Genomic DNA, 6,179 nt, shown 5'->3' with positions numbered 1-6,179 from the left:
CCAAAAGCGGGGCGGACGTGGTTACAGAAACTTTTCGGCTCAGAATGAACATTAGTGGTAGCTTGACAGTTTTGTGCTCCGAAATCCGCCACTGCGCCAAGCGCCTAACCGTTACCAGTAATGCTATGACAGACTACGAACTTAAAAATATCGACCCAGAAGACATTGAAGACTTACTCGTAAAAGTTGAGACTTCGTTTGACATCAAGTTTGTTGGTGACGAGTTAGTTCAAATCACAACCTTTGGAGAACTTTGCGTCCATATAGCGAACAAAATTCAACTTGACAATGCAGATGACTGCACAAGTCAACAAGCATTTTACAAATTACGTGACGCAATTTCAACAACATTCCAAATTGACAATAAAACAATCACAACAGACTTTCCTCTTTCTGACATTTTACCAAGACAGAGCAGGCGTTCAAGAACAAGGAAGTTGGAAAATTATTTAGGTTTTAAACTAAATATGTTACGACCACCACATTGGGTGACGGGTACACTTGCAATTTTACTTCTCGCGTCTCTCATAGGACTTTTCTTTAATTGGCAAATTGGACTTTTAGGACTTGCGTTTTCAATCGCAGGACTTTGGTTAGCCAATAAAATGGGGAACGAACTTGACTTGCAAACGGTAGGGCAAGCAGCTAAAAAAATAACAAGAGAGAATTATTTAAAATCAAGACGTAACCCAAAGACATTTAACAAAAGGGAAATTGAAAAAGTATTAACTGACTGGTTTTGTGTCGACTTGGGTTTAGACAAAAGAACATTAACAAGAGAAACGATATTTCGAGAATGAAAACGAATGAAAGCACAGCTTGTAATAGGTGGTTGGCTCAATGGCGGGTGAAGTGGTTACTTGAACATTATTCCTCGCATCAAATTTAGTGGTGTATTGACAGTTTAGTGCTCCGAAATCCGCGACTGCGCCAAGCCGCAAACCGTTAGCAGAAAATCATAAAAAAGTTGAGACCGAGGATATTCATTATTTTAAAGATGATACTTTTACTTAGTTGTAAAGGTAATTATGTATATGAAAATGAAGAAATTACCTCGCTTTCAAAAACTCTTCCAGAGGTATTTGAGTCATTTTATTATTCAAACCATTGTAAGTGGGTTGAAGATGATTTGAGTAATTTTTATGATACAATTCCATTCAATGTAGACGATAATTTATCGGAATTGATTTTCAAGGAGCTTGTAGAAAAGAAATGTAATATTGTTCATATTGCAGAATTTGATGGTGATTTGATTTCGTTACCTGAAGTTATTAAGCAAAATGATTGGTTAATTAATATATGATACTAGTGATATTGTTTACTTTGATTTGACTACCACAAAAAACTTTGAAACACTAAAGTCAAGATATATTGGTTTTAATAGTCTTTACTTGAATGAAAAATTCAAAATTGAACCGATAGATTTTAAAGAGAATTATACCAGTGAAAACTTCAAGTTTAGACCAGAAATTAGTAGAGTGAGTTTCAATGACAGCTTTACTCTTGGTTTTTACTACATTACCATTTGGAAAGATGGTGGTTTCCAAAAAACTGGAACATCTACATTAGTTCTGATTGAAAAAGAAAAAAGTAATTGGCGGGTTAAGGAAATTAAGTATTACAGGAAAGGATAAAATGAATTCTGCGAACATCCCCTTGGAAGACAGCGGGCGGTGCAGAGTAACTATGAAAATAAGTACCTTTAAGAAGTTAGGAGTAAGCTGGAAGAGAACGGCCCCGAATGCCCGCCTGGGGTCAGACAGGCCCGCAGTCTCCAAGCTGAATCACGTTAGCTGCTAGCGCCAGACCCAATGAAAATGATTCAACACATGATCTTAATACCATTTCTAATCACCATGAGCTGTAGTCCTTCTATCGGACAGTCACTCGACAAATTAGATGACCAGCACCTAATTAAGTTATTTAATGACTTGACTATTTTAGTAGAGAAGAAGACAGACAAACTTGCAATAAGAGTATTTGAAATTGGGAATGAACCAGGTAGCGCTGGACAGCAAAGTGGAGAAATTACGCACACCATTTATATCGCTGTTTCAGAATATGATGAGACTCCGACACAAAATGTTTTTGTTTTCGGACCAATCTATCGTCCAAAGGCATCACTCTCGACTAAAACGAACAACGAACCAGAACTCAAGATTGAATATGGATCTTATGACTCAAGACAAACTGTGACTTTTAGAATATCGTTGGACAAAATAGAAATAAAAAAATAGGCGCCAGCAGCTAACACCGTGTTTGCGTTATGGCGGGGGACGTTGTCCCCCATAGGTGTTTTTAACTATATTTTGTTATGTTGTAACGGACAAATCCTGCGGATTTATCCGCTACAACGCAAACGTTACAGGCAATGAATATCATATACTTCCTCAAGTAACGAATGAAAAAGAACTATATTCTTCACCCGGTTTTTATAATTTGCTTACTGATTCTTATTTCAAACGACTTTTATTTAAAGGCGAATTTTGGAAACGGGTTGACCGGTAAACTTTCGGACTTTGCAGGACTGATAGTCTTTTCAATTTTTATTGCTTTTTTAGTTCCAATAACAAAGAAATGGATTTCCTTGGTAACAGGAATCCTATTTATAATTTGGAAAACGCCTTTTGTGACCCCATTCATTGAAATATTTAATAAGACATTTCCATTTCAAATACAGAGAGTAGTTGATTATTCCGACTTTTGGGCTTTACTATGTTTACCGATTGCTCATATACTTCTGAATAAGAATAATGATATAAATTTTAATTCAAGCAAAATTTTACATCTAGGCAAAATTGCTATTTCATCGGTTTCATTTTTTGCTATCTGTGCAACATCAATAATACCTCCAGTTGAAGTACCTAGAGGAACAGTCTATATTGGGAAAGAATACACTATAAGGAAATCTAAAAATGAAATAATTCAAATGATTGAATCTTTAGGATATAACGTGGACTATTTTGAAAATTTAGATGAAGGTAAATCGATAAAGACCCATCGATCCAGAAAAATACCTTATTATCAAACTGATAATATTATAATTTACGACGAAACTTTAAATCCAATTGATACAGTGCTCAATGTGAAATACACAATGTATGAACCAAAAGAAAACAGAACAATAATTAAGATTATAAACGTGACGTTAAGCGAAGACGGGAATATTCAAAGATGGCAAACTCTGAAATATTTAAGAAAAGAGTATAAGAGGATGATAGAGAAACAGGTAATTAAGAAAATAAAATAACACTGCCTGTAATATCACCTTGGATACAGCGGGCGGTACCGAGTAACTATGAAAATCAGCTTCTTTAAGAAGCTAGGAGTAGGCTGGAAGATAACGTCTCCGAAAGCCTGCCTGGCGTCAGACAGGCCCGCCGTCTCCAAGGTGAATCCCGTTGGGCGTAAATTTAAACAACACAATACACGTTGAAAGAATATCCTAAAGACATAAAATTTAAATACGGTTGGAGAAAATACCAACAGAGAGTGCTTGACGACTTACAAGACCACTTAACTGATGGACATTTACACGTAATTGCTCCACCAGGTTCGGGTAAGACAGTTTTAGGACTTGAAGTTGCTATTCGACTTAACAAACCGACTTTAATTCTTGCCCCGACAATTGCAATTCGCAACCAATGGATACAACGTTTTTGTGAACTTTTTCTTCAAACCAAGCTGACACCTGATTGGATTTCGAGAGACATTCGCAATCCGAAATTTATGACCGTTGTTACTTATCAAGGTCTTCACGCTGCATGTAACAATTGGAGAATTGACGAAGAAGATATTGAAAGCGAAGAAGAAGAAACCGAAGAGACAAACGGAAACGGAAAATCAACAAATCCATATTTTGACAACATTGTAAGCGGACTAAAAACCCAAAATATCAAGACAATTGTAGTGGACGAAGCACACCATTTGAAAAATGAATGGTGGCAAACACTGACTAAGGTTAAAGAAAAATTAAACCCAATAATTGTTGGCTTGACGGCTACACCTCCCTATGACGTTACAGCCACTGAATGGCAACGATACATTGACCTAAACGGACCTGTCGATACAGAAATTTCCGTTCCTGAATTGGTAATTGAAGGCGATTTATGCCCGCATCAAGACTATGTGTTTTTCACCTTACCAACTGAAAAAGAGAACCAAAGCATTGTTGATTTCAGACAAAACATTGAAAAGCTTTTTCAGGAAATAAAAAGTGATGAAACCATCATCCAGGCAATCGAACAACATCCCATTTGGCTTAACCCAACAGCACAATTGGATTGGATTTATAACAACCTCTCCTATTATTCAGCTTGTTTGATATTTCTAAAAGCCAACAATAAAGAAATTCCCGAAACACATCTTGAAGTAATCGGAGATAAGAAATTTGAAATTCCCAAACTCGATTACGAATGGATTGAAACGCTTTTAGATTTTTATCTCTACAGAGAAAAGGAAAATTTTAAAGCATTTGAAGAACATCAAAAAACACTTGAAAATAGACTAAGAAGATACGGAGCAATTGAAAGACGACAAATCAACTTTTCGCACAATAAACGGGTAACAGGGTTTTTAACTTCAAGTATCAGCAAACTAAATGGCATCAAAGAGATTGTTGATTTTGAATACAAAAAATTAGGCAAAGACTTGCGGTTGGTAATTCTTTCTGACTTTATCCGCAAAGAATTTTACATCAACGCATCTGAAAATAATCTCGAATTAAACAAAATTGGCATCATTCCAATTTTTGAAAAATTAAGAAGAGAAAACAAGGACAATAAAAGAATTGCAGTTCTTACAGGTTCAATGATTATTCTTCCTATAGGGGCTTATGCAGCATTTGAAGCAAAAGCAGCGAAATATGGTATAACTCAAATCAATTCAAGTGCCGTTCCTTTTGACAATGATTACTTTTTAATCAGCCAAACTGAGCAACTCAAACACGACATAGTTCACATTGTAACACAAATTTTTCAGCAGGGAGAAATAGAAATTTTAATAGGAACAAAATCTTTGCTTGGAGAAGGTTGGGACGCTCCAGCAATCAATTCTTTAATGTTGGCAAGTTTTGTAGGTTCGTTTGTCCTTTCCAATCAAATGCGTGGAAGAGCAATAAGAACTCAAAACGGAAATGGCGACAAAACAGGAAACATTTGGCATTTGGTCTGTATTGACCCTACTTCACCCACAGGCGGAGACGACTTCGATTTACTAAAAAGACGTTTTAGAAGTTTTGTTGGCGTTTCATTCAGAGAAGAACCCGGCATTGAAAATGGAATTGGGCGTTTAAATCTATCAGAAAACATTCATCATAAAGAAGAAGCGGAAAAAAAGAATGTTGAAATGTTCTCCTACGCAGGCGATAGAGAAAGTCTAAAACAAAGATGGAAAACGGCACTTGAAACAGGCGTTACACTTGTTGAAGAAATCAAAATCCCATTCCCCGAAGAAAAGGAATACAAGGCGGTTAAGTCTATGTATTTAAACAAAACAATTCGCAACCTTTTAGCGACTTTAGGTTCGGGTTTAATTGGTTTCGGTTTAGAGAGTTTACAAGGACTTGGAAGAGCAGCAAGAAACATTAAAACTACTCAAGACTTATATGTTTTCCTGGCAATTTTCGGAGCCATAGGAATGGCTATTTTCGGCAGACTGACATTTAAGACATTGAGACTGTATTTCAAATACCGAGACATTTCAAAAGACATTCAACAAATTGGAGACGCACTTTTAAACTCATTAATTAAAGCAGGAGCAATAAAAACCGACTACTCTAAATTAAAGGTGGAAACTTCGGTTGACAATTGGGGTGCGGTTTTCTGTCATTTAGACGGTGGGACGACTTTCGACAAATCAACTTTTATAAACGCACTTCAAGAAGTAATTGCACCGATTGACAATCCAAGATATGTGATTATCAGAAAGAATAAGTTTATGCTATTCGTAAAGCAAAAAGACTATCATTCTGTTCCTGAAATACTCGGACGAAATAAGAACTTAGCTGAATATTTCAAAAACCAATGGGAAAGACTTGTTGGTTCTTGCGACTTGATTTTTACAAGGACACTTGACGGAAGAAAAATACTTTTAAAGTCAAGAGTAAAATCATTAGCAGCACAATTTGACGACAAAGTAGAACACGTAAACAAATGGAGATGACAAGAAAACCTACGGCC

The 6,179-nt window shown here is 36.2% G+C and carries 6 protein-coding genes; all 6 read left to right on the top strand.

The features are described 5' to 3' along the window. On the top strand, positions 1 to 800 hold an 800-nt coding region (locus tag H1A14_RS22845), incomplete at its 5' end, for a hypothetical protein (RefSeq protein WP_228527941.1). A 197-nt stretch (positions 801 to 997) separates the two neighbouring features. Then, positions 998 to 1,303 carry a hypothetical protein gene (locus H1A14_RS22840; protein WP_194778634.1) on the top strand — a complete coding sequence of 102 codons (306 nt, stop codon included), beginning with the start codon at positions 998 to 1,000 and terminating at the stop codon, positions 1,301 to 1,303. Positions 1,304 to 1,391: 88 nt separating this feature from the next. Next, positions 1,392 to 1,634 (top strand): hypothetical protein, encoded by a 243-nt coding sequence (locus H1A14_RS22835; protein WP_194778633.1) that lies wholly within the window; start codon positions 1,392 to 1,394, stop codon positions 1,632 to 1,634. A gap of 183 nt (positions 1,635 to 1,817) precedes the next feature. Continuing rightward, positions 1,818 to 2,237, top strand: coding sequence for a hypothetical protein (locus H1A14_RS22830; RefSeq protein WP_194778632.1), 420 nt, complete (start codon positions 1,818 to 1,820; stop codon positions 2,235 to 2,237). A 164-nt stretch (positions 2,238 to 2,401) separates the two neighbouring features. Next, on the top strand, positions 2,402 to 3,250 hold the full coding sequence (locus H1A14_RS22825) for a hypothetical protein (protein ID WP_194778631.1): 849 nt from the start codon (positions 2,402 to 2,404) through the stop codon (positions 3,248 to 3,250). A gap of 182 nt (positions 3,251 to 3,432) precedes the next feature. Beyond that, on the top strand, positions 3,433 to 6,162 hold the full coding sequence (locus H1A14_RS22820) for a DEAD/DEAH box helicase family protein (RefSeq protein ID WP_194778630.1): 2,730 nt from the start codon (positions 3,433 to 3,435) through the stop codon (positions 6,160 to 6,162). The last annotated feature ends 17 nt before the right edge of the window (positions 6,163 to 6,179 follow it).

This window comes from Pararhodonellum marinum, from assembly GCF_015354735.1.
In the GTDB taxonomy this organism is placed as follows: Bacteria; Bacteroidota; Bacteroidia; order Cytophagales; family Cyclobacteriaceae; genus Pararhodonellum; species Pararhodonellum marinum.
Note: the sequence above shows the minus strand (reverse complement) of the source record. Positions and strands in the feature narration are given on the sequence as shown.

Bases quoted from the DNA above. Each gene is read 5' to 3' on its own strand.
- H1A14_RS22830 (WP_194778632.1), top strand. From the start codon at position 1,818: ATGATTCAACACATGATCTTAATACCATTTCTAATCACCATGAGCTGT.
- H1A14_RS22840 (WP_194778634.1), top strand. From the start codon at position 998: ATGATACTTTTACTTAGTTGTAAAGGTAATTATGTATATGAAAATGAA.
- H1A14_RS22825 (WP_194778631.1), top strand. From the start codon at position 2,402: ATGAAAAAGAACTATATTCTTCACCCGGTTTTTATAATTTGCTTACTG.